Source organism: Actinomadura sp. 21ATH (genome assembly GCF_041951345.1).
Lineage (GTDB): Bacteria > Actinomycetota > Actinomycetes > Streptosporangiales > Streptosporangiaceae > Spirillospora.
This window is the reverse complement of sequence record NZ_JBGNUR010000002.1, coordinates 44,559-66,946: the sequence shown is the minus strand read 5'-3', so window position 1 is coordinate 66,946 and position 22,388 is coordinate 44,559. Positions and strand designations below refer to the sequence as shown.

General features: G+C 76.6%; 20 protein-coding genes and 1 pseudogene. 15 read left to right on the top strand and 6 right to left on the bottom strand.

Features of this window, described 5'->3' with window-relative positions; translation table 11 throughout:
* The 3 genes from ACA361_RS06980 (at nucleotide 1) to ACA361_RS06970 (ending at nucleotide 3,613) form a co-directional block, all read left to right on the top strand.
* Nucleotides 1-1,293, top strand: coding sequence for an MFS transporter (locus ACA361_RS06980; RefSeq protein ID WP_375010979.1), 1,293 nt, complete (start codon nucleotides 1-3; stop codon nucleotides 1,291-1,293).
* A 68-nt stretch (nucleotides 1,294-1,361) separates the two neighbouring features.
* Nucleotides 1,362-2,582, top strand: coding sequence for a hypothetical protein (locus ACA361_RS06975; protein WP_375010978.1), 1,221 nt, complete (start codon nucleotides 1,362-1,364; stop codon nucleotides 2,580-2,582).
* Nucleotides 2,579-3,613, top strand: coding sequence for a methyltransferase (locus ACA361_RS06970; protein WP_375010977.1), 1,035 nt, complete (start codon nucleotides 2,579-2,581; stop codon nucleotides 3,611-3,613). Before ACA361_RS06975 ends, ACA361_RS06970 begins: the two co-directional genes overlap by 4 nt.
* Here the strand turns inward: ACA361_RS06970 and ACA361_RS06965 are convergent.
* The 3 genes from ACA361_RS06965 to ACA361_RS06955 all read right to left on the bottom strand — a co-directional run bounded on the left by ACA361_RS06965 (nucleotide 3,597) and on the right by ACA361_RS06955 (nucleotide 7,662).
* Nucleotides 3,597-6,149 carry an FtsX-like permease family protein gene (locus ACA361_RS06965; RefSeq protein WP_375010976.1) on the bottom strand — a complete coding sequence of 851 codons (2,553 nt, stop codon included), beginning with the start codon at nucleotides 6,147-6,149 and terminating at the stop codon, nucleotides 3,597-3,599. The genes ACA361_RS06970 and ACA361_RS06965 overlap by 17 nt on opposite strands.
* The gene (locus ACA361_RS06960) at nucleotides 6,149-6,928 is read right to left on the bottom strand and encodes an ABC transporter ATP-binding protein (RefSeq protein ID WP_375010975.1); all 780 of its coding nucleotides are present in this window, start codon (nucleotides 6,926-6,928) and stop codon (nucleotides 6,149-6,151) included. Before ACA361_RS06960 ends, ACA361_RS06965 begins: the two co-directional genes overlap by 1 nt.
* Before the next feature lie 122 nt (nucleotides 6,929-7,050).
* The gene (locus ACA361_RS06955; protein ID WP_375010974.1) at nucleotides 7,051-7,662 is read right to left on the bottom strand and encodes an ArsR/SmtB family transcription factor; all 612 of its coding nucleotides are present in this window, start codon (nucleotides 7,660-7,662) and stop codon (nucleotides 7,051-7,053) included.
* Nucleotides 7,663-7,807: 145 nt separating this feature from the next.
* Here ACA361_RS06955 and ACA361_RS06950 point away from each other — a divergent pair, with 145 nt between their 5' ends.
* The 8 genes from ACA361_RS06950 to ACA361_RS06915 are packed head-to-tail and all read left to right on the top strand — an operon-like array spanning nucleotide 7,808 to nucleotide 17,028.
* Nucleotides 7,808-8,665 carry a hypothetical protein gene (locus tag ACA361_RS06950; protein ID WP_375010973.1) on the top strand — a complete coding sequence of 286 codons (858 nt, stop codon included), beginning with the start codon at nucleotides 7,808-7,810 and terminating at the stop codon, nucleotides 8,663-8,665.
* The gene (locus tag ACA361_RS06945) at nucleotides 8,662-9,843 is read left to right on the top strand and encodes an inositol-3-phosphate synthase (RefSeq protein WP_375010972.1); all 1,182 of its coding nucleotides are present in this window, start codon (nucleotides 8,662-8,664) and stop codon (nucleotides 9,841-9,843) included. The genes ACA361_RS06950 and ACA361_RS06945 overlap by 4 nt, the downstream gene beginning before the upstream one ends.
* The gene (locus ACA361_RS06940) at nucleotides 9,840-10,715 is read left to right on the top strand and encodes an SCO3242 family prenyltransferase (protein ID WP_375010971.1); all 876 of its coding nucleotides are present in this window, start codon (nucleotides 9,840-9,842) and stop codon (nucleotides 10,713-10,715) included. The genes ACA361_RS06945 and ACA361_RS06940 overlap by 4 nt, the downstream gene beginning before the upstream one ends.
* Entirely contained in the window at nucleotides 10,712-12,229 is a 1,518-nt protein-coding gene (locus ACA361_RS06935; RefSeq protein ID WP_375010970.1) for an EboA domain-containing protein, read from the top strand. Before ACA361_RS06940 ends, ACA361_RS06935 begins: the two co-directional genes overlap by 4 nt.
* Before the next feature lie 4 nt (nucleotides 12,230-12,233).
* A complete protein-coding gene (locus ACA361_RS06930) occupies nucleotides 12,234-13,127 on the top strand; it encodes a TatD family hydrolase (RefSeq protein WP_375010969.1) in 894 nt (297 codons plus the stop codon).
* A gap of 4 nt (nucleotides 13,128-13,131) precedes the next feature.
* Entirely contained in the window at nucleotides 13,132-14,310 is a 1,179-nt protein-coding gene (eboE, locus tag ACA361_RS06925; RefSeq protein WP_375010968.1) for a metabolite traffic protein EboE, read from the top strand.
* A complete protein-coding gene (locus tag ACA361_RS06920) occupies nucleotides 14,307-15,704 on the top strand; it encodes an alkaline phosphatase family protein (protein ID WP_375010967.1) in 1,398 nt (465 codons plus the stop codon). The genes eboE and ACA361_RS06920 overlap by 4 nt, the downstream gene beginning before the upstream one ends.
* Nucleotides 15,705-15,708: 4 nt before the next feature.
* Nucleotides 15,709-17,028 (top strand): cation:proton antiporter, encoded by a 1,320-nt coding sequence (locus tag ACA361_RS06915; RefSeq protein WP_375010966.1) that lies wholly within the window; start codon nucleotides 15,709-15,711, stop codon nucleotides 17,026-17,028.
* A 6-nt stretch (nucleotides 17,029-17,034) separates the two neighbouring features.
* On the opposite strand, the gene ACA361_RS06910 is transcribed toward ACA361_RS06915, so the two are convergent.
* On the bottom strand, nucleotides 17,035-17,256 hold the full coding sequence (locus tag ACA361_RS06910) for a response regulator transcription factor (RefSeq protein ID WP_375011978.1): 222 nt from the start codon (nucleotides 17,254-17,256) through the stop codon (nucleotides 17,035-17,037).
* An 8-nt stretch (nucleotides 17,257-17,264) separates the two neighbouring features.
* Between ACA361_RS06910 and ACA361_RS06905 the strand changes: the two genes are divergently transcribed.
* The gene (locus tag ACA361_RS06905) at nucleotides 17,265-17,714 is read left to right on the top strand and encodes an MMPL family transporter (RefSeq protein ID WP_375011977.1); all 450 of its coding nucleotides are present in this window, start codon (nucleotides 17,265-17,267) and stop codon (nucleotides 17,712-17,714) included.
* Nucleotides 17,689-18,399 carry a type 1 glutamine amidotransferase gene (locus ACA361_RS06900; RefSeq protein ID WP_375010965.1) on the top strand — a complete coding sequence of 237 codons (711 nt, stop codon included), beginning with the start codon at nucleotides 17,689-17,691 and terminating at the stop codon, nucleotides 18,397-18,399. Before ACA361_RS06905 ends, ACA361_RS06900 begins: the two co-directional genes overlap by 26 nt.
* A gap of 31 nt (nucleotides 18,400-18,430) precedes the next feature.
* Here ACA361_RS06900 and ACA361_RS06895 read toward each other — a convergent pair.
* A pseudogene (locus ACA361_RS06895) lies at nucleotides 18,431-18,760 on the bottom strand (penicillin-binding transpeptidase domain-containing protein); the annotation flags it as partial.
* A 98-nt stretch (nucleotides 18,761-18,858) separates the two neighbouring features.
* Between ACA361_RS06895 and ACA361_RS06890 the strand changes: the two are divergent.
* Nucleotides 18,859-19,074, top strand: a complete 216-nt coding sequence (locus ACA361_RS06890) for a hypothetical protein (RefSeq protein ID WP_375010964.1) — start codon at nucleotides 18,859-18,861, stop codon at nucleotides 19,072-19,074.
* Here ACA361_RS06890 and ACA361_RS06885 read toward each other — a convergent pair.
* Entirely contained in the window at nucleotides 19,045-21,840 is a 2,796-nt protein-coding gene (locus ACA361_RS06885) for a LuxR C-terminal-related transcriptional regulator (RefSeq protein WP_375010963.1), read from the bottom strand. The two genes, ACA361_RS06890 and ACA361_RS06885, sit on opposite strands and share 30 nt — an antisense overlap.
* A gap of 157 nt (nucleotides 21,841-21,997) precedes the next feature.
* Between ACA361_RS06885 and ACA361_RS06880 the strand changes: the two genes are divergently transcribed.
* The gene (locus ACA361_RS06880) at nucleotides 21,998-22,366 is read left to right on the top strand and encodes a VOC family protein (protein WP_375010962.1); all 369 of its coding nucleotides are present in this window, start codon (nucleotides 21,998-22,000) and stop codon (nucleotides 22,364-22,366) included.
* Nucleotides 22,367-22,388: the final 22 nt, after the last annotated feature.

The following is a 22,388-nucleotide window of genomic DNA, read 5'->3' as shown; positions in this document are numbered from 1 at the left end:
ATGGCGGCCGCAGAGAAGGCGGACGATACGGACGATACGGCCGGCGGCGGCACGGCCGGCGATCCGGCCGCGCGGCTGGGGCGGAACCGCGACTTCCTGCTCCTGTGGTTCGGCGCCGGCGGCACCGCCCTGGGGCTGCGGATGGGCGTCATCACGTACCCGCTCCTCGTCCTGTGGCAGTCGGGGTCGGCCGCCGCGGCCGGCTGGGTCGGCTTCGCGGCGCTGGCGCCGAACCTGGTCGTCCAGCTGCCCGCCGGGGTGCTGGTCGACCGCTACGACCGCCGCCGGCTGATGCTGGCGTGCGACGCGGGCTGCGCGCTGGCCGCCGCGGCCGTCACCGCGGCGCTGGCCGCGGGGGCGGCGCCGTGGGCGTTCCTCATGGCCATGGCGTTCGCGCAGGGCTCGCTCGGCGTCGTCTACCAGCTCGCCGAGCGGTCGGCCGTCCGGCACGTCGTCCCGCCCGCGCAGCTGTCGCTCGCGCAGTCGCGCAACGAGGCCAGGTCCCGCGCGGCGGCGCTGCTCGGCCAGCCGCTCGGGACCGGGCTCTACGCGCTCGACCGGATCCTGCCGTTCCTTTTCTGCACGGTTTTCCATCTGCTCTCCCTGCTGCTGGTCCGGTCCATCGGGAAGCGGCTGCAGAACGAGCGGACCGGCCCGCGCGGCGGAATTCGCCAGGAGGTCGCCGCGGGCTCCGTATGGGTCTGGCGGCGCCGTTTCCTGCGTGATGTCACGATGCTGATCGCCATTTCGAACATGCTCTTCCAGGGGCTCAACCTGGCGCTCATGGTGGTCCTCTCGGAGGCGGGGCGGTCGGCCGCCCTGGTCGGCCCGATCGCGGCGCTGTCCGGCGTGGGCGGCCTGGCGGGCGCGCTCACCGCCGCGGCGTGGACGCGGCGGCTGACGCTGCGGACGCTGGTCATCGGCGCCCTGGCGGTCTGGGCGGTGCTGATCGCCCCGATCGCGGCCACCGACGACCCGGTGGCGCTGGGCGCGCTGTTCTGCGCCAGCGGCTACATCGGCGGCCTGTTCAACGTCACCGGCGCGCTCTACATGCTGCGCACCACGCCCGACGAGCTGATGGGCCGGGTCGGCGGCGCGGTCACGCTGATCGCGATGGGGCCGGTCGGGCTCGGGTCGCTGGCCGCCGGCCTGGCCATCGGCGCGGTCGGCACGGCGTGGACCGTCCTCGGCATGAGCGCGATCATGGCGGCCCTGGTCGGGGCGGCCGCGCTCAGCCCGGCCGTCCGCGGCGCGGACCGCCGGATCGACGACGCCGTCGCCCCGCCCGTATAGCCGCCATATAGGACCCCGGAGCAGCATCCGAGAATGGCGTTCTATGGCTGGAAAACATCGTGGACGAATTGACCGCAACGGGTGTCGGAGGGGCGCGGAAGTCGGCCCTCGAAGCCGATCGCGACGATATCTCCGGAAACCGCGCGCTGCGGGCGCTGGCCCGCTGGAACCGGAGCCTGGGGCCATTCCCGTACGACGCCGTCATCGCCCATTACCAGGCGGTCGGGCGGACGGCCGCCGACCGCCGGCTGGTGCGGGCGCTGCGCGCGGCGCACGAGCGGCTGAGCGGCTCCGCCGGGCCCGCCGGCGCGTGGTCGCTGGTGGCCTGGCTGCCCGGCACGTTCGACCAGGAGGACGGGGACTACGACTCCTACCTCGGCACCGAGCTGCTGGAGGGCGTCGCGGGGGTGCGGCTCGACGCGCTCATCGTGACGCTGATCGCCGAGCTGCTGGCGACCGAGGCGGCGGCGCTGGAACGGGACCCCGGCCACCGCGAGCAGCGGGCGCGCACGCAGGCGTGCCTGCTCGCGCTGTCGAAGTCGGGACTGCTCGCCCCCGACGTCCCGGACGCGCCCGGCGGCAGGCCCGAGCGGGCCGAGGGAGCGGAGTTCGCGCCGTACTGCCGGGAGCGGGCGTGCGGTGCCCTCGCCGCCGTGCCGGCCGCGCACCTGCGCGTGGTGGAGCTGGCCATGCTCCCGACCACCCGGCTCCACGACGAGCACATGTTCATCCGCAGCATCCAGATCTTCGAGATGCTGTACCGGCAGGTGGTCGGCCACCTCACCCGGGCCACCCGGGCGCTGGAGCTCGACGACCCGGAGCTGGCGGCGGCGGAGCTGGCCGAGGCGGCGGGCAGGCTGGAGGCCACCGCCGCCCTGTACCGGGTGGTGACGACGATGCCGAAGGAGTCCTTCGCCGTGATCCGCGAGTACACCTCGGGGCGCAGCGCCCTGCAGTCCAGGGCGTACCGGGAGGTGGAGCTGCACAGCGCCGCCCGCCCGCGGCACCCGCACGCCGACAAGATCCCCGCCGTGGACGCGCCGCGGCCCACCCTCCAGGACGCGTTCGTCGCGGCGTCCGGCCGGCTGCCGGAGTCCGGGCTGACCGGGGTGGCGATGCAGCTGGCCCGGCTGGAGGGCGCCTGGCGCGGGATGAAGCGCACCCACTGGGGGATCACACTGAAGATCATCGGCACGGTGCCCGGGACCGGCGGGACCGCGGGCTCGGACTACCTCAAGACGATGGCCGAGGTCCCGCTGTTCCCGGCGCTGTCGCTGACCGCCCGATGAGCGGCACCGGGACCGGCGGCGCGGCGAACGCGGCCGTACGGCGCAAGATCATGGGTTTCATCGTGTCGCAGGCGATCCACGCGGTCTGCGAGCTGGGCGTCCCCGACCGGCTGGCGGACGGCCCCGCCGCGGTACCGGAGCTGGCGGCCGGGACCGGGGCGGACGCCGGCGCGCTGCACCGCTTCCTGCGGGTGCTCGCGGCCGAGGGCCTGTTCACCGAGGACCCCGCGGGCACCTTCGCGCTCACCGCCGAGGGCCGCCTGCTGTGCGCCGCCGAGCCCGGCTCGCTGCGGCACTTCGCCGAGCTGATGTCGGGGGAGGCATACGTGGCCTGGTCCCGGGCGGCGCACTCGCTGCGCACCGGCGAGGCGGCGTTCGCGGCCGTGTACGGCAGCCCGTTCTTCGACTGGCTGGCGGAGCACCCCGAGGAGGCCGCCCGGTTCGACCGGGCCCAGGCGGGGCTGGTGGAGATGCGCCTGCTGCCGCTGCTCGAACGCGACTGGGACGGCGCGGGGACGGTCGTCGACGTCGGCGGCGGGAACGGCGTCCTCATGTCGGCCCTGCTCGCGGCCCGGCCCGACCTCAAGGGCATCGTCTTCGACCTCCCGCACGTCGTGGACGGGGCGCGCCGGACGCTGGCGGAGGCCGGCCTGGCCGGCCGGACGCGCTGCGCCGGCGGCGACTTCTTCGCCGGGGTGCCTGCGGGCGGCCGGGTGTACGTGCTCGCCCAGATCCTGCACGACTGGGCGGACGGCGAGGCGGTGGCCATCCTGCGGCGCTGCCATGAGGCGATGCCCCCGGACGGCGCCCTCCTGCTGCTGGAGCAGGTCGTCCCCGAGGACGGGGAGCCGCACCCGGCGAAGCTGCTCGACCTGCACATGCTGGTGCTGCTGGGAGGCCGGGAGCGCACCGCCGCGCAGTGGCGGGACCTGCTCGCCCGCGGCGGCTTCGAGCAGGTCTCCGCCACGGAGGGGCCGCGCTCGACGCTGATCGAGGCGCGGCCCCTGCCGGGCGTCACTCCCGCGAGTTGACCGTGTCGGCCGGGTGCCCGCGCAGCGCGACCCGTACCGCGCCCTCGGTGGCCAGGAAGGCGGTGGCGGCCGCGGCCGCCAGCACGCCCAGGTACGCCGCCGGCGGCACGTGCGGCGTCCCGTAGCGCGTCATGCCGGTCGCGAACGCCGACAGGACCACCAGGCCGAGGAGCGAGCCGAGCGCGCCCGCGACCAGCACGACCACGGCCGACTCCCAGCGGGTCATCCGGATCACCTGGCGGCGGGTGGTGCCGATGAGCCGCAGCAGGGCGAACTCGCGGGTCCGGCCGGCCGCCGCCATGACCAGGGTGTTGACGACGGCGATGGCGGCGAACGCGATGATCAGGCCCATCGCGAGGTACTGCACCCGCTGGTTGGTCCGCTGCTGCGCCGCCTGCTGGGCGCGCACCTCCTGCCGGTCCGCCACCTGGACGCCCGCGTGGCCGCGCAGCGCGTCCGCGAGGGCCCGCTCCACCCCGCCGGCGCCGGGCGCGGTCCGCACCAGCACCGACGCGTTCAGCGGGGCGTCGACGTGCGGGGCGACCGCGTCGCGGGGCAGGGTGACGTCGGCGAACCCCAGCTGCAGCGAGTAGATCGCCACCACCGTCGGCGAGATCAGGGTCCCGTCGCCGAGCCGCAGCCGGAGCCGGTCGCCGACCTCGGCACCCGCGCGGGACGCCCCGTTGGTGCTGAGCGCCACGGTGCCCGGCCCCAGCCGTTCCAGGGAGCCGGCCGTGGTCCTGAGGTCCATCGTCCGCGTCACGCCCTCCGGCGTGACGCCCTGGACGGTGTACTTGCCCAGGCCGAGCCCCCGCGCCTCCGTCTCGACGATCTCGGTGACGGTCTCGACGCCCTTCACCCCGCGGGCCGCCTCCGCCGCCGCTCCGGGCACGCCGGCCGCCTCGGAGGCCAGCACGTACTGCGCGGTGATCCCCTCCCGCTTCTCGCGCTCGGCCGAGTGCCCCAGCGTCGTCTGGGCGAACAGGATCGTGCACGTCATGGTGACCGCCAGGCAGAGCGGGGCGATCACCGAGGCCAGCCGCCGGGAGCCGGCGCGGGCGTTGGCGGCGGCCAGGTGGCCGCCGACCGGTGACAGGGCGTTGAGCGGGCCGCTCAGCGCCCGGGCGGCCGCCGCGCTGATGACCGGGCCCAGCAGGGAGACCGCCGTGACCCACAGCAGCGCGCTGACGAGCGTGACGGGCATGGCCGTCGGCTCGGTGGACAGCCCGCCCAGGACGACGGTCACGACGAGCGCGCCGGCCGCGAACACCAGCCCGGCCACCAGCCGCGCCGCGCCCGGCCTGAGAGGCTCGACCGCCGCCTCGCCGAGCGCCTCGGCGGGCCGGATCAGCGCGATCCGCCGGGCCGAGACGCGGGCGGCGCTCCACGCGGCCAGCGTCGTCGCGCCGATCGCCGCGAACATCGGCAGTGGGGAGAACGACAGCGACAGCACGTCGGGGATCGCCCCCGCCTCCACGAACCCGGCCCGCAGCCACCGCGCGACGGCCACGCTCGCGACGCAGCCGGCCACGCCGGCGACCAGCCCGACCACCAGCGCCTCGCGGCCGATCAGCGCGCGGACCTGCCGCGGCGTCGCGGCCACCGCCCGCAGCAGCGCGATCTCCCGGTACCGCTGCTGGATGGACAGCCCGAACGTCCCGACGACCACCAGGACCGCCACCAGCAGGGCGGTGGCGCCGAGCGTGCCGCTCAGGCTGATCAGCATCACCTGCGCCTTGGCGGCGTCGAGGAACTCCAGCGGCCCGCGCTCGCCTCCGGAGTAGACCTTCGCGCCGGTTCCGGCGACGGCCGCGGCCGCCCGCTCGGCGACGGTCCCGGCGTCGGTGCCCGCCTCGGGCAGCAGCCCGACCGCCGCGACCCGGCCGGGCCGGGCCGCCAGCCGGGCCGCCTCGCCGGAGCTGAAGAACACCGCGGCCTGCCGTTCCAGCGGGCCGGCCCGCCCGGCGGCGATGCCCGTCACCCGGTAGCCGGCGGGGGCCGCGGCGGACTGCACCCGGACCTCGTCGCCGGGCCGCAGCCCCCCTCGCTCGGCGAGCCCGGCGTCGACGACGATCTCGCCCGCGGCGGCCGGCGCGCGGCCCTCGCGCAGCGTGAACGGGGTGAGGCCCGCCGACGACCAGTCGTGCCCCCAGGACGGGGAGCCGTCCGGCCCGGTGAGCGGGCGCCCGCCGGCCACGACGTACGCCGGGAACGTCACCTCGGGCACCACGGACCGTACGCCCGGGACCGACCGCAGCCGGTCGGCGACCCCGGCCGGGATCCAGACGTGCTCGGCCAGCGGCTTGGACTTCCTCTTCTCCTTGTCCTTCTTGCGCTCGACGGTGTGCGCGTTCTGGTCGCCGGCGACGACCACCGGGGTCCCCGCGTACCGCTCGGGCGGGATGCCGCCGCGCAGCCCGGTCTCCAGCAGCGTCCCGCAGGCGGCGACGAGCGCCGCGGCGAAGAACAGCGCCACGAACGCGCCGGCGAACCCGGCCTTGCGGGTGCGGAGGGTGGCGAGGGCGAGGGACAGCATCACCCCTGCACCTCCAGGCGGGTCATCCGGTCGGCGATCCGGTCCGCCCCGGGCCTGATCATCGAGTCGACGATCCTGCCGTCGGTCAGGAACAGCACGCTGTCGGCGTAGGACGCCGCCACCGGGTCGTGGGTGACCATGACGACGGTCTGCTCCATGTCGTCCACGACGGTGCGCAGCAGCGTGAGGATCTGCTGGGCGGTGCGGACGTCGAGCGCGCCGGTGGGCTCGTCGGCGAACAACACGTCCGGCCGGGTGACCAGCGCGCGGGCGATCGCCACCCGCTGCTGCTGGCCGCCCGACAGCTGGCCCGGCCGGTGCCGCAGCCGGTCGCCCAGCCCCAGCCGGTCGACGACCTCGTGCCGCCAGCCGCGCTCGGCCCGCCGGCCGGACAGCCGGTGCGGCAGGTCGATGTTCTGCTGGACGGTGAGCGAGGGCATCAGGTTGAACGACTGGAACACGAACCCGACCCGGCTGCGGCGCAGCTCGGTGAGCCGGGCCTCGCCGAGCCCGGCGAGGCTCACGTCGCCGAGGTGGACCTCGCCGGAGGTGGGGCGGTCCAGCCCCGCCGCGCAGTGCAGGAACGTGCTCTTGCCGGAACCGGACGGGCCCATGACGGCGGTGAAGCTGCCGCGGTGGATGCCGAGGGTGACGTTGTCGAGGGCGGTGACGGCGCCCTGGCCGCGGCCGTAGACCTTGGTGACCGCGTCCAGCCGGGACGCGAGGTCGGCGCCGGCCGAGGCGCGGCCGGTGCGGGCCGACCTGCTGAAGAGGGACACGGATATGCTCCGTTCAGTGGAAGAGGCGTTGAGAGAGCCGCCCTCACGGGCGGAGACGTTTCCTCCATGGGCCGCCGAGTTGCCGCTCGGCGGCCCACCTTCCGATCGGTGAGGGTCGTCGGTCAGCCCATCCCCTCCTCGGCGCCGTTCTCGCTGATCGAGGACTCCTCCGGCGGGGCGGGGAACGCGAAGAACCGGGTCATCACCGTCCGGGCGCCCGGCGGCGTGTCGGCCTCGCTGCGCTTGTAGCGCTTGATCAGCTTGATGTACTCCTCGAAGAACTCGTCCAGCTCCTCCAGCGTGAGCCGGATCGAGCCCCGCGAGTGCGGGAAGGCGTCCGACCACGGGCCCAGCGCGTCGCGCTGGACCTGGAGCCGCAGGAACTGCTCGAAGTCGTCGGTGATCTCCAGCCGGGCCATCTCGTCGACGACGGCCCGCATCTGCTCGCTCTGCCGGGAGCGGGGCGGGATGCGCAGGTCCCGCACGGGGGCCCGCCACCACCGCTCCCGCGAGTGGCCGCGCTTGGGCGTCTCCTCGACGAAGCCGTACTTGGCCAGCTCCCTGAGGTGGTAGCTGGTGGCGCCCGTGTTGAGCCCGAGGGCGCGGGCGAGCGTCGCCGAAGTGGCCGATCCGTGCAGGCCGAGGTGGTGCAGGATGCGCTGCCGCCTGGGGTGGGCCAGCGCCTTGAGCGCCTCCAGGTCGGTGATCTCCAGTGGCCTCGGTGACTCGCTCATGCTTGCACGTTAAGTTATGCACAGATGATTGTGCAAGGTTTTCTGTGCATCCTGCCTCCGGCGTGTGCGTATAGAGGCTCTATAGCTCCCGCCCCCACGATGGCGGCCGTCCGTTCATGCGCGCCTTGTGGGAGGCAGACCCCTGATGAATGACGCCGGGATCAGCGAAGTGGGCAGGAGGGCCGTACTCACCACCTCGGCCGCGGCCGTGGGCGCCGGATTGGGCACGGCACTGGCCGGCACCGGGCTCGGGGCGCGGCCCGCCCGGGCGGACGCCGCGCAGCGGGCGCTCGACGATCCGGAACTGCCCGGTCCCAACCCGCCCATCCCGGACGTGCCGGGGATGAAGGGCGACCCGCGGGCCAACGAGTTCTGGTACCGGCTCGACCAGTACAGCTACTTCAACCCGCCGGCGTCGTGGCGGGAGCTGTTCGCCGGCATCAGCGCCAAGGTGGGGCCCGTGCCGTCCTGGCGCACGCTGTGGCTGGAGCACGTGCGCCGCGACGACTACCGCCGCTCCTACGCCGCCCTGTGGGCGCCGGCGCGCGCCGAACTCGCCGAGATCTCCCGCATCCAGCGGGTGTTCTTCGACGCCTACTACCGGAACCACCTCGGCCGGCTGGTCCCGTGCTTCGCCCAGATGGCCCAGGGCCTGCTGTACGACCCCCGGCTCCCCGACGGCTACAAGCTGCACACCATGGACCCGCCGAGTGGCGGCACCGAGGCGTACCACCGCTGGCACGCCGTCATCCGCGCCCAGGTCCTCCTCGGCATCGACGCCGGCTGGTGGTCGGCCGTGGACCGGCTGGTCGGCTACGGCTGGGCGGCGCAGTCGCTGGCCCAGCCGGTGAAGGACTCGCCCGAGAACCCGGGCCTCCCCGCCCGGACCGACGCCGCGCTCAAGCGCGCCTGGCTGCCACGCTCCCCGCGGGAACTGGACGCGGCGTTCCAGAGCTTCCCCTACCCGAGCGACCTGCCCGCCGCACGGCCCACCGCACCATGAGCGACCGGGACCGCGGAACGCCCGGCGGGCGCACCGGGCTCTGGTTCGCCGGCGCGCGCGGCTCGGTGGCCACCACGGCCATGGCCGGGGCCGCGGCGGTGCGGGCGGGCCTGGCCGGCCCGGTGGGGCTGGTGGGCGAGACCGCGGACTTCGCGGGCGCCGGGCTGCCGCCCCTCGCCGGCCTCGTCTTCGGCGGCCACGACATCGCGGGGACCCCACTGGTCAAGCGGGCCGAACGGCTCACGGCGGCGGGCGTGCTGCCCGCCGCCGTCGAGGCGGCCGTACGGCCGGACCTGGAGGCCGCCGAGCGGGAGCTCCGGGACGGGCACCCCGCCGGCGCGGGCGACCAGGACGGCGCCGTGCGGCGGCTGGCCGCCGACCTCGCCGACTTCCGCGAGCGCAACGGCCTCGACCGGGTGGTCGTGGTCAACGTGTCCTCGACCGAGCCGCCCGCCGAGCACCGCCCGGAACATGACGACCTCGGCGCGCTGGAGCGCGCCATGGCCCGCGGCGAGGACGTCCTGCCGCCCAGCGCCCTGTACGCCTGCGCGGCCTTCCGCGCCGGGTGCCCGTTCGTCGACTTCACCCCCTCCACCGGGCCGCGGCTCCCGGCGCTCGACGCGCTGGCACGGTCCCGCGGCGTCCCGTACGCCGGCAGCGACGGCAAGACCGGCGAGACGCTGCTGCGGTCCGCGCTGGCGCCGATGTTCGCGGCGCGGGCGCTGCGGGTGCTGTCCTGGTCGGGGACGAACCTGCTGGGCGGCGGCGACGGCGCGACCCTCGCCGACCCCGCCGCGGCGGCGAGCAAGGTGGCGTCCAAGCGGGGCGGGCTGGCGCGCATCCTCGGCCACCCGGTGCCGGGCGAGACGCACATCGACTACGTGCCCGAGCTCGGCGACTGGAAGACGGCCCTGGACCACGTGCTGTTCGAGGGCTTCCTCGGCGCCCGGATGACGCTCCAGTTCACCTGGGCCGGCTGCGACTCGGCGCTCGCCGCGCCGCTGGTGCTGGACCTGGCCCGGTTCGCGGCCCGCGCGCACGAGGCGGGGGAGACCGGCCCGCTCGCGCCGCTGGCGTTCTTCTTCAAGGACCCCGTCGGGACGGCCGACCACCGGCTCCAGGCCCAGTACGACGCGCTGCGGGACTGGGCGCGGCACCGGCTGGGGGCGGGCGCGTGACCGTACCCGATCTCCGGGCCGTCGCCGTCCTGGTGCGCTGGCCCACCGCGCTGACGGTGCCCGGCGACGTGCTGGCGGGCGCGGCGGCGTCGGGCCGGCCGTCCCGCCGCCGCACCGCCGGGACGGCCGCCGGCTCGGTCTGCCTCTACTGGGCCGGGATGGCCCTCAACGACTACGCCGACCGCGCCGCCGACCGCGTCGAGCGGCCCGAGCGGCCGATCCCCGCGGGCCGCGTCACCCCCGGCTTCGCCCTGGGGCTCGCCATCGGGCTGACCGGTGCCGGGACCGCCCTGTCCTGGGCCGCCGGGGGCCGCCGGGCGCTCGCCGTCACCGTCCCGCTGGCGGGCACCGTGTGGGCGTACGACCTGGTCCTCAAGGCCACCCCGGCGGGGCCGTTCGCCATGGCGGCGGCCCGCGCCCTGAACGTCCTCGCCGGTACGGGCGGCCGCGACGCCGGGCGGGCCCTGCCGGAGGCGCTCGCGGTCGGCCTGCACGTCCTCGGCGTGACCGCGCTGTCGCGCGGCGAGGTCGCGGGGACGCGGCGCGCGGTCCCGCTGGCGGCGCTCGCGGGGACGGCCCTGGTGTCGGCCGCCGCGCTCGGCGGCGCCCGCCGCGGTGCCGCGCCCGCGCAGCGGCTCCTCACCGCCTCCCTCACCGCCGGGTACGCCGTCGCGGCCGGCGGCCCGCAGCTCGCGGCGGCCCGGCGGCCCGCGGCCGGCCGGGTCCGGCGGGCGGTCGGGGCGGGCATCCTCGGCCTGGTGCCGCTCCAGGCGGCGCTGGCGGCCCGCGGCGGCTCCCGCGCCGGAGCGGTCGCGGTGGCCGCGGCGTTCCCGGCCGCGCGGCTGCTGGCCCGGAAGGCGGCGGTGACGTGAGCGGGGGAGGGCTCAGGTTCGGGTACGGCACCAACGGGTTCGCCGGGCACCGCCTGGAGGACGCCCTGGCCGTCCTGGCCGACCTCGGGTACGAGGGCGTCGCGCTGACGCTCGACCACGCGCACCTCGACCCGTTCGCGCCGGACCTGCCGGGCCGGGTCGCCGCCCTGTCCCGCAGGCTGGCCGGACTCGGCCTCGCGGTGGTCGTGGAGACCGGCGCCCGCTACCTGCTCGACCCGCGCCGCAAGCACGAGCCGACGCTGCTGTCCGACGGCGGCGCGGAGAGGCGGGTCGCGTTCCTGCGCGCGGCCGTCGACATCGCGGCCGACCTGGGCGCGGAGGCCGTGTCGTTCTGGAGCGGCGTACGGCCCGCGCACGTGCCCGAGGACGCGGCGTGGGAGCGGCTGCTGTCCGGCTGCGGCGCCGTGCTGGAGGCCGCCGGGCGGCGCGGCGTGCCGCTCGGCTTCGAGCCGGAACCGGGGATGCTGGTCGCCGACCTGGACGGGTACGAGCGGCTGCGCCGGCGCCTCGGCCACCCGGAGGGCCTCGGCCTGACGCTCGACATCGGCCACTGCCGCTGCAACGAGCCGCTCCCGGTCGCCGACTGCGTGCGGCGGGCGGGCGACCGGCTCGTCAACGTGCAGATCGACGACATGCGGCGCGGCGCCCACGAGCACCTGGAGTTCGGCACCGGCGAGATCGACTTCCCGCCCGTGCTCGCCGCCCTGGAGGAGATCGGCTACCGGGGCCTGGTGGCCGTGGAGCTGCCCCGGCACTGCCACGCCGCCCCGGCCGTGGCCGAACGCTCCCTCGCCTTCCTGCGGGCCGCCCGGGCGGCGGCCCCGCCCCCGCCGGCCCCGGCGCGGGCACCGGTTCCGGCGGTGGAGCGCGCGCGGCCGGAGACCGTACGCGCCGCCCTCGACGACCGGCTCACCGCGGAGGGCGCGGCGTGGCTGCGCGAGTCGTGCGCCCTGGTGGCGGCCGATCCGGCGGCGCTGGCCGCCCGGCTCCCCGCCGCCGGGCGGCGCTGCGGGCGCGGGCCGCTCGGCTCCGCCGCCCCCGGCCTGGCGGGCTGGACGGTCGACGACGCGGCGCGCGTGGCGCTCCTCGCCGCCCTGCCGCTCGCCGGCGAGGACCTGGCCGCCGAGGCGGCCCGCACCTACCGGCACGGCGACGCCGCCGAGAAGCGCGGCGTCCTCCGGGCGCTCGACGTGCTCGACGTGGGGGACGGCGCGCTCCCGGTCGTGCGGGACGCCCTCCGCACCGACGACACCCGCCTCATCGCGGCCGCGCTCGGGCCGTACGCGGCCGAGCGGCTGGACGGCGGCTCCTGGCGGCACGGCGTGCTCAAGTGCGCCTTCCTCGGGATGCCGCTCGCGACGGTGGCGGGGCTCGGCCGGCGGGCCGACGGGGAACTGGTCCGGATGCTCCGCGACCTGGCCCGCGAGCGGGCGGCGGCCGGCCGCCCGGTGCCCGCCGACGTCCGTTCCATGCTCGCAGGCCGGATCAGGTGACGTGATGCGCATCTTCGACCCCCACATCCACATGACCTCACGGACCACCCGCGACTACGAGGAGATGTACGAGGCGGGGGTGCGCGCGGTGCTGGAGCCGTCCTTCTGGCTCGGGCAGCCGCGCACCGGCGTCGCGTCGTTCACCGACTACTTCGACTCGCTCGTCGGCTGGGAGCCGTTCCGCGCGGCGCGGTTCGGCGTCCGGCACCACTGCGCGATCGCGCTCAACCCGAAGGAGGCCAACGACCCGCGGTGCGCCGGCGTCCTCGACGAGCTGCCCCGCTACCTGGCCAAGGACGGCGTCGTCGCGGTCGGCGAGGTGGGGTACGACTCCATGACGCCGGAGGAGGACGCGGCCCTGGCGCGCCAGCTCGAACTGGCCCGCGAGCACGGCCTGCCGGTCCTGGTGCACACCCCGCACCGCGACAAGGCCGCGGGCACCCGGCGCACCCTCGACGTCGTGCGCGAGTCCGGCATCGCCCCGGAGCGCGTGCTCGTCGACCACCTCAACGAGGTGACGGTCGAGATGGTGTTGGACGGCGCGTGCTGGGCGGCGTTCTCGATCTACCCCGACACCAAGATGGACGAGGCCCGGATGGTGCGGATCCTCCAGGCGTACGGCACCGCGCGGATCCTGGTGAACTCGGCCGCCGACTGGGGGCGCAGCGACCCGCTCACGACCCGCCGGACCGGCGACGCGATGCTCGCGGCCGGGTTCGGCGAGGACGACGTCGACCGCGTGCTGTGGCGCAACCCGGTCGACTTCTTCGCCCAGAGCGGGCGGCTCGACCTCGGCGCCGAGGAGCCGGGGGCCGGGGCCTTCGACCCGTGCGGGCTCGCGGCAGCCGCGACGTACGCCGGCAACTCGGTGCTGCGCGGCGCCCGGCGGGAGGGCTGACGCGATGCGGTTCCGGCACCCCGACGGCGGCCTCGTCCATCTCGCCTACTGCACGAACGCGCACCCCGCCGAGGACCTCGACGGCGTCCTGGCGCAGCTCGAACGCTTCGGCGCGCCCGTGCGGGAGCGGCTCGGCGCCGGCCGGCTCGGGCTGGGGCTGTGGCTGGCCGCCGATGTCGCGGCGGAGCTCGCCGCGGACCCGGCCGCGGTGGAGCGGCTGCGGGCCGGGCTCGCGTCCCGCGGGCTGGAGGTCGTCACCCTCAACGCCTTCCCGTACCGCGGTTTCCACGACCCGGTCGTCAAGCGCCGGGTCTACTCGCCGGACTGGTGCGAGCCGGAACGCCTGCGGTACACGCTCGACGCCGCGGGCGTCCTGGCCCGGCTACTTCCCGACGACGCGCCGTACGGCAGCGTGTCCACGCTGCCCCTCGCCTGGCGCACGCCGTGGGGCCCCGAGCGTGCCGACGCGGCGCGCCGGATGCTGGACGAGCTGGCGGGCGGGCTGGCGAAGCTGGCCGCCGAGACGGGACGCGCCGTCCGCGTCGGGCTGGAACCCGAACCGGGGTGCGTCGTGGAGTCGGCCCGCCAGGCGGCCGCGGCGCTGCGGGCAGCGGACCCGGAGTGGATCGGCGTCTGCCTCGACCTGTGCCATCTGGCGGTGGGCTTCGAGCGGCCGCGCGACGCGCTGGCGCACCTGGACGCCGCCGGCCTGCCGGTGGTCAAGGCGCAGGCGTCGCTGGGCCTGCACGTCGAGGACCCGTCCGCCGTGGCCGCCCGGGAACGCCTGGACGGCTTCCGGGAGCCGCGGTTCCTGCACCAGGTCCGCGAGCGGGCCGGTGACGGGGGTGACGGCGTGCAGGCCGTGGACGACCTCGGCGAGGCGCTGGCCGGCGGCCTGCCCGGCCGCGCGCCCTGGCGCGTGCACTTCCACCTGCCCCTGCACGCCGAGCCGGAGCCGCCGCTGTCGAGCACCCGCGCGGACCTGGAGGACGGGCTGGCCGCGCTCGTCGGCGGGCCCGCCCGCCGCACCGGCCACATCGAGGTCGAGACCTACACCTGGCGGGTGCTGCCGGAGCGGGACCGGCCGGCCGGTGACGCGGGCCTGGCCGCCGGCCTGGCGGCGGAACTGGACTGGACCCGCGACCGGCTGCACGCCCTGGGACTCGAGGAGGTACGCGGATGAGGCCGCTGGTGGTCATCGACGTCGTGGGAGTGACGCCCCGGCTGCTCCCGCACATGCCGAACCTGCGGAGCGTCGCCGCGGGCGGCTTCCAGGCGAACCTGGAGACCGTGCTGCCCGCCGTCACCTGCTCGGTGCAGTCGACGCTCCTCACCGGCCTCCTGCCCCGCGACCACGGGATCGTCGGGAACGGCTGGTTCTTCAGGGACCTCGGCGAGGTCCACCTCTGGCGGCAGCACAACGCGCTGGTGCGGGGACCGAAGCTCTGGGACGCCCTCCCGCCCGGGAGCCGGACCGCCAACGTCTGCTGGTGGTACGCGATGGGCGCCGCCACCGACCTGCTGGTCACCCCGAGGCCCGTCTACCACGCCGACGGCCGCAAGTCGCCGGACTGCTACACCCGCCCGCCGGCCCTCCACGACGAGCTGGAGGCCGAACTCGGGCCGTTCCCCCTGTTCGACTACTGGGGGCCGACCGCCGGGATCGGCTCGTCGCGCTGGATCGTGGCCGCCGCCCGGTCGATCCTCCGCCGGCACCGGCCCGACTGCCTGCTCGTCTACGTGCCGCATCTCGACTACGACCTGCAGCGGCACGGGCCCGGCTCGCCGCACGCCGCCCGGGCGGCCCGCGAGGTCGACGCGGTCCTCGGGCCGCTGCTGGACGACGCGCGGAACCGGGACGCCGCGGTGGTGGCCCTGTCGGAGTACGGCATCACGGCGGCCCGCAGGCCCGTCCACGTCAACCGGGCGCTGCGGGAGGCGGGCCTGCTGGAGGTCCACGCCCAGAACGGCGGGGAGCTCCTCGACTCCTGGACCTCGCGGGCCTTCGCCGTCGCCGACCACCAGGTCGCGCACGTCTACGTCCGCGACCCCGCGGACCTGGAGCGGGTCCGCGGGCTGTGCGCCGGGCTGCCCGGCGTCGACGAGGTCCTCGACCGGTCCGGCCAGGCCGTCCGCGGGCTGGACCACGAGCGGGCGGGCGAGCTGGTGCTCGTCGCCGAGCCGGACGCGTGGTTCACGTACTACTACTGGCTCGACGACGGCCGCGCCCCGGACTTCGCGCGCGGAGTGGAGATCCATCGCAAGCCCGGCTACGACCCGGCCGAACTCTTCCTCGACCCCCGCGACCCCCTCGTCAAGGCGCGGGCCGCGGTCACGCTGGCCCGGAAGAGGCTCGGCCTGCGCTACTCGATGCGGGTCGTCCCGCTCGACCCGTCCTGCGTGCGGGGCACCCACGGGCGGCTGCCGGACGACCCCGCCGACGGCCCCGTGCTGCTCTGCTCCGACCCGGCGGCGGGCGTCGCGGGGGCCGGCGACCGCGGCTCCATCCGCGCCACCGAGGTGAAGGACCTGCTCGTGCGCCTCGCCGGGGCGGCCGAGCCGGCGCGGAGCCGCTGAACCCGTGGAACCCGTGGCGCCGATGGCCGCGGCCGTCCTGATGCTCTTCCTCCTCCAGGCCGGCCTGCTGCTCGGCCTGGCCTGGATCCTCGGCCGGGCGGCCGTGCGGTTCGGCATGCCGGCGGTCGTCGGGGAGCTCTGCGCGGGCGTCCTGCTGGGGCCGTCGGTCCTGGCCGCCGTCGCGCCGGGCGCCGGCGCGTGGCTGTTCCCCCGCGACCCCGGCCAGTTCCACCTCCTCGACGCCGCCGGGCAGATCGGGGTGCTGCTCCTGGTCGGGCTCACCGGCATGCACCTCGACCTCCGCCTGGTGCGCCGCCGCGGCGCCGGTGCCGCCGGCATCAGCGCGGCGGGCATGGCCGTACCGCTCGGGCTCGGCGTCGCGACCGGCCTGCTGGTGCCCGCCGCGCTGGTCCCCGGCACGACCGACCGGACGACGTTCGCCCTCTTCCTGGGGGTGGCGATCGCGGTCAGCGCCGTGCCGGTGCTCGCCAAGACGCTGATCGAGCTGCGCCTGATCCACCGCGACATCGGGCAGCTGATCCTCTGCGCGGTGCTGGTCGACGACGTCGTCGGCTGGGTGCTGCTGTCGGTGGTGTCCGCGATGGCGGCCGCCGGCGTGCACACCGGCGAGGTCGCGGTCACGCTCGGCGGCGTGGCGGTGGTGGCGCTCGCGGCGGTCCTCGCCCGGCGCCCCGTGGGGGCCCTCCTGCGGAACGCCGGCTCCCCGGTGGCGCCGGTCGCGGTCCTCGTGCTGCTGGCCGCGGCCGCCACCCAGGCGCTGGGGCTGGAGGCCGTCCTCGGCGCGTTCGTCTGCGGCATCGTCGTCAACGCCACCGGCGCGGTGGACCTGGAGCGGCTCGCGCCGCTGCACACGGTCGTCATGACCGTCCTGGCCCCGCTGTTCTTCGCGACCGCGGGGCTGCGGATGGACCTCACGTCCCTGGCCGACCCGGCCGTCCTCCTCACCGGGCTCTGCGTCCTCGCGGTCGCGGTGGCGGGGAAGTTCGGCGGCACCTACGCCGGGGCCCGGTTCGCCCGCCTCGGCCACTGGGAGGCGCTGGCCGTCGGCGCGGGCATGAACGCCCGCGGCGTCATCGAGGTCATCATCGCCATGGTCGGGCTGCGGCTCGGCGTCCTCGGCCCGGAGACGTACACCGTCATCGTCCTGGTCGCCGTCGCCACCTCGCTGATGGCGCCGCCCCTCCTGCGCGTGTCGATGGCGCGGGTGGACCACACCGAGGAGGAGCGGCTGCGCGAGGCGGCGGCCGGCGGCGTCCCGGCACCGGTCCGGCGCGGCGGGCCGGAGCGCCCGCCGGCCCCCTGACCGCGCTCAGTGGCCGATGTCGTGGTCGCCGGCCCGGACCACCCCGCTCTCGTACGCGAAGATCACGATCTGGGCGCGGTCCCGCAGGCCGAGCTTGGAGAGGATCCCCGACACGTGCGACTTGACCGTCGCGGGGCCGATGAACAGCTCCTTCGCGATCTCCGCGTTGCCGGCTCCCCGGGCGATGGCGCTCATCACCTGGTGCTCGCGCTCGGTGAGCCGGCCCAGCCGGGCCGATCCCGATCGCCTCCCCGCTGCCGACGATCTTCTTCGCGGTCCTCTTCGGGCTGTCCATGGACTACGAGGTGTTCCTGCTCTGGCGCATCCGGGAGCACTACGACGCCACGGGGGACACGGCCGAGTCGGTCGCCCGCGGCATGGCCGCCACCGGGCGCGTGATCACCTCGGCCGCGCTCATCATGACCGTGGTGTTCCTCGGCTTCGTCGCCAACCCGTCGCCGCTGGTCAAGATGCTCGGGCTGGGACTGGCGACGGCGATCGTGCTGGACGCGGCGGTCGTCCGGGCGGTGCTGGTGCCCGCGGTCATGGCCCTGCTGGGCCGGGCGAACTGGTGGTTGCCCCGCCCGCTGGAGCGCCGGTTCGCACGATCACCGGCGACACTGGAGGAACCTCGCGTGTACGGAGAAGGAGGGCGTGCGCATGCGTGCACTGGTGATCGAGCATGACCCGATGTGCCCGGCCGGGACGGTGGGCGACAGGCTGGTCCAGCGCGGCTTCGAGCTGGTCCCGCTGACGGTCGTCCCCGCCGAGCGGCGCGACCGGCCGGGCGTGGAACGAACGTTCCCCGGCACCGCCGGATGGGACCTGATCGCCGCGCTGGGCGCGCCCTGGTCGGTGGACGACGAGGCGGCCATCGGCCCGTGGATCGGCGCCGAGCTGGCGTTCCTGCGCGCGGCGCACGAGGCGGGGACACCGGTGCTGGGCATCTGCTTCGGCGGCCAGGCCCTGGCCACCGCGCTCGGCGGCGGCGTCGAGCGCGCGCCGCGCGTCGAGATCGGCTGGACCGGGTTCGAGACCGCCGAGCCCGAGCTGGTCGCGCCCGGCCCGTGGTTCGAGTTCCACACCGACCGCTGGTCGCCGCCGCCGGGGGCCGTGGAGATCGCCCGCAACGACGTCGGGCCGCAGGCGTTCCGGATCGGGCGCAGCCTCGCCGTCCAGTTCCATCCCGAGGTGACGCTGCCGGTGATGGAGGCGTGGCTGGCGTACGGCGCGGAGCAGGGCATCGAGGCCGACGGGCTGCTCGACCGCAGCCGCGGCCTGATGGCGGACGCCGAGCGCCGCGCCCACACCCTCGTCGACGCCTTCCTCCGGCACGCGGCCCTGGACCGCGCCCCGCTCGGCACCGGCTGACCGGTATCCGGAGCCGGCACCGCCCGGAGCCTCAACCCAGTGCTTTCAGGAAGCGGGCGGCGAGCGGGGCGGCGACCTCGCCGCCCGAGCCGCCGCCCTCGACGAGCACGGCGAACGCGACGTCGCCGCGGAAGCCGATGAACCACGCGTGCGCGCGCCCGCCGTCCACCTCGGCCGTTCCGGTCTTGCCCGCCGTCCCTGGCGGGAGGCCCGCGCGTGCGGCGGTGCCGCCGGTGACGACCGCGCGCATCATCTCGCGCAGCGCGCGCGCCCCGGGCACGGGGCGGGCGCGCTGCCGCTCCCGGCTGATCCGGCCGGCGGCGACCAGCGCCATCGTGAGCGGGCTGGCCTGCACCCGGCCCTGGCCGACGGCCGCCTCGGCGAGCGCGGCGGCGCTCGACCAGACCCAGCACGAGGGGCGACGGGTAGGACCACGTCACCTGTCCCGCGAGACGGCGGGTGACCTTGAACTCCCGGCGCGCCCGGTCCGGCTCGCCCGCGTTCCGGACCACCGGGCCCGGCACCAGCGTGACCGTCTGCACCTTCAGCCCCCGGGACAGGGCCCGGTGCTGCGCGGCGAAGTACGCCGGCGGCGAGATCCTCAAGCGCGAGTTGCGCCGCCGCGCCGCGCACCCGGATCCGGCCCTAGGGGACGGCCATCGGGGCGACGCCTAGATCGGCGAGCGCGGCGGCGCCGCGGGCGGCGTGCTCCCCGCCGGCGAGGACCAGGGTCCGCGCCCGCTGGTAGCCGCAGCCGGCGGCGCCGAACGCGTCCGCGGTGGAGAGCAGCCGCTCGCGGTCGCCGTCCAGCAGCGCCCCGGCCCGCTCCACGATGGCGCCGGCGACCGGGTCGCCGGCGGTGCGCTTTCGGGCGTCGGCCACGCGGCCGCGGGCGTCGGGGCTCCCGGCGAGCACGCCGGCCTCCGCGCGCAGCGCCACGTACCAGTGCAGCCAGGTCCAGGTGACCCATCTCCACACCTCGCCGGGCTCGGGCGCCGTCCGTTCCAGCGCCTCCGCGGCCCGCCCGCCGTGGAGCAGGAGCATCGCGTCGAACACCGCGCCGTAGCCGTGGACGCGGCCGGGGGAGGGCTCGAAGCGGTCCAGGACCGCCTCCCACTCGCGCCGGGCGCCGTCGTCGCCGCGCAGGCCGTGGGTCATCACCGCCGCCGCCACCGCCGAGTCGAGCTCCGGCCAGGCGGGGCCGCCGCTTCGCCGCCACGCGTCCAGGAAGCGGACGCCGCGGTCGCGGACCTCGCCGGTGTCGCCCGCGAGCGCCGCGGTGACCAGCAGCCAGCTCGTGGCGCGGTGGCCCACCTCGGCCAGCGACGGATGATCGGCGAGCCGCCGCGCCCAGCGCCGGGCGTCCGGCAGGTCTCCCACGCCGATGCCGGTCTGGGCGGCCTCACCGAGCGCCTGGACCAGCTCGTGGGTGGCGGCCGGCGTGCCGGGCGCGGCCGACAGCAGCGTGACCCGCCGCCGGGCCGTGGCGGCGGTGGCGGGCATGTCGCCGGCCCAGCTGAGGGCCGCGGTGAGCAGGTCGAGCGCGGCCGACTCGGCGGGCGCGTCGCCGGTACGGCGGGCGAGGTCGACGGCGTGCTCGGCGCGCGCGAGCGTCTCGGCCACGACGTCGTCGCGCGGGTCCTGGTCGGCGCCGAAGGCGTCGGTGACCGCCGCCGCCTCGGCCAGCGCCACCGCCGCCCGCGCGGCCGGGTCGTCGCCGGCCGACTCCCGCGCCTCGGCGATCAGCGCGGCGGTTTCCTCCGGGGACGGCGCCCGCATGAACGTGCCGGCGAACCGGTACACGGCCGTCGCGGCGGTCGCCAGATCGGCGGCGGCGCGGGCGGTGTCGCCGGACCGGCGCGCGGCGCCGGCGGCGGCCCGGTGCAGCCGGTACATGTCGTCGCCGTGCAGCCGGCAGCCGGCCACGGCCGCGGCGTGCCGGAGCATCGCCGCGGCGGCGGCCGGATCCTCGGCGAGCGCGGCCGCCTGCTCGTACCGCTGCTGGGACTCGCCGACCAGGTTGCGGGTGAAGGCCAGCTCCGCCAGGTGCCGGGCGAGGCGGTGGGCGTCCGCGCGCTCTCCCGGCTCCCCGGACGCCCACGCCAGCGCGGCGCGGAGATCGTCGGCGACCGCGTCGAACCGGGCCCGCCAGCCGGCCCCATCCGCCCCTTCCGCCGCCAGCCCGGCCGCCTCGGCCAGGCACCAGCGGAGGTGCGCGGACCGCACGCCGGCCAGCTCGCGGGCCTCGTCGAGCCGCTCGGTCCCGTACTCGCGGATGGTCTCCAGCGCCCGGTACCGGGTGCCGCCCGGGGACGCCGCCACCGCCAGCAGGCTCTGCTCGGCGAGGCGGGCCAGCCCGTCGGCGACGACGCCCTCACCGGTCCCGGCCACCCGCGCCGCCGCCCGGACGGTGAACGGCGCCACGAACACCGACACCCGCCGCAGCAGCGCGCGGTCGTCCGGCTCCAGCAGGGCGTGGCTCCAGTCCAGCGCCGCCCGCACCGAGCGGTGCCGGTCCTCGGCGCGGGAACCGCCGGTGAGCATCCGGAGCGGGTGGGACAGGGCGGCGGTGATGCCGTCCAGCCCGAGGGTGGGGTACCGGGCGGCGGCCAGCTCGATCCCCAGCGCCATCCCGTCCAGCCGGTCGCAGATGGCGGCGACGTGGCCGTGCATCGCCGGATCCAGCGGCAGGCCGACCGCCGTCGCCCGCTCCACGAAGAGCGCGACCGCGTCCGACCCGCCGCCGGCGGCCAGCGACAGCGGCGGCACCTGGTACACCCGCTCGAACGGCACCATCAGCCGGGCCCGGCTGGTCGCCAGCACCGTGACCCGGGGGCACGCCGCGAGCAGCCGTTCGAGGAACAGCGCCACCCCGTCCCGTACCTGCTCGCAGTTGTCCAGCACCAGCAGGGCGTGGCGGTCGGCGAGCGCGGCGGCCACGGACTCGGTCATGGCCCGGCCGGGCTGCTCGCCGAGGCCGAGCGCGCCGGCGACGGCGGCCGCGACCATGTCCGGGTCGGTGACCGGCACCAGGTCGACGAACCAGACGCCGTCCGGGAACGCGCCGGCCGCGTCCGCCGCGACCGCCAGCGCGAGCCGGGTCTTGCCCACTCCGCCCGGGCCGACCGCGGTCACCTGCCGGTGGGCACCGATCATCCCGGCCAGCAGGGCGCGCTCGTCGCTCCGGCCGACGAACGAGGTCAGCGGGGCGGGCAGCACGGGGCGCGCGTGCGACCCGCCGCCACCCCCGCCGGCCGGATCGGGGGCGGGCGCGCGGCCGGCGAGCGCCCGCCGGTCCGGTACCTCCAGCTTGCGCAGCAGCGAGGAGACATGGCTCTCGACGGTGCGCACGGAGATCGTCAGCCGCGCCGCGATCTCGGCGTTGCTGAGATGCCGCCCGACCAGATCCAGGACCTCGGCCTCCCGAGGTGAGATATCCACTGTCGCCACCACCGTCCCATTCTCCCGCAGCCGTCTCCGTGGTCCGTTCTCCGTGGTCGGTTCCGTGGTCGGCACGGATGTGGCGGGGACGGTCCCGGCGGGAGGCTGTGAGCACCTGAACAGCGGGCCGCCGCGGCCCACGACTCCGGGAGCGACCTTGACCGACTCCTCCACCCGGGGCACCACCCGGGGGATCCGCACCGTGCTGCACCCCGTGTCCGACCTGGCCCGGGCCAAGGCGGTGTACACCGCCCTGCTCGGCGCCCCGCCGCAGACCGACTCGCCGTACTACGCCGGATTCGACACCGGGGACCAGCACATCGGGCTGGTGCCGGACGGCGGGCCGCAGGGCATGACGTCGCCGGTGGCGTACTGGCACGTACCGGACCTGGAGGCGAGGCTCGCCGAGCTGACCGCCGCCGGCGCCGCGATCAAGGAGGCGGCGCACGACGTCGGCGGCGGCCGCCGCGTCGCCACCGTCACCGACCCCGACGGCAACGTCCTCGGGCTGATCCAGGACCGCTGACCGACTCAGAGCAAGGGAAGTG